The organism is Azospirillum doebereinerae, assembly GCF_003989665.1.
Lineage (GTDB): Bacteria > Pseudomonadota > Alphaproteobacteria > Azospirillales > Azospirillaceae > Azospirillum > Azospirillum doebereinerae.
The window spans coordinates 1-230 of record NZ_RZIJ01000110.1; the positions used below are offsets into that span (position 1 = coordinate 1).

At 72.6% G+C, this 230-nt stretch carries 1 protein-coding gene; it reads right to left on the minus strand.

Annotated features, from left to right (window positions below; translation table 11 throughout):
- Window positions 1-230, minus strand: a 230-nt coding sequence (locus EJ913_RS32055) for a hypothetical protein (RefSeq protein WP_185910049.1), incomplete at both ends; no start/stop codon positions are given.

Consider the following 230-nt stretch of genomic DNA (forward strand, 5'->3'; position numbering starts at 1 on the left):
CTGATCGTCAACGCGATGGCCTGATCCTCACTGCCCGAGGCCGCCGCCACGCTGAGCACCGGCGCGTCGGCCACCGCGGCCACGTTGACCGTCAACGCCTCGCTGTGGCTGGCCTGCGTGCCGTTCACCGTCGCCGTCGCCGTCACGGTCAGCCCGAGGCTGCCGCTGAACTCGGCCGGCGGCGTCAGCGTCAAGCCCGAAAGCTGCGCGCCCGTCAGCGTCCAGGTCCC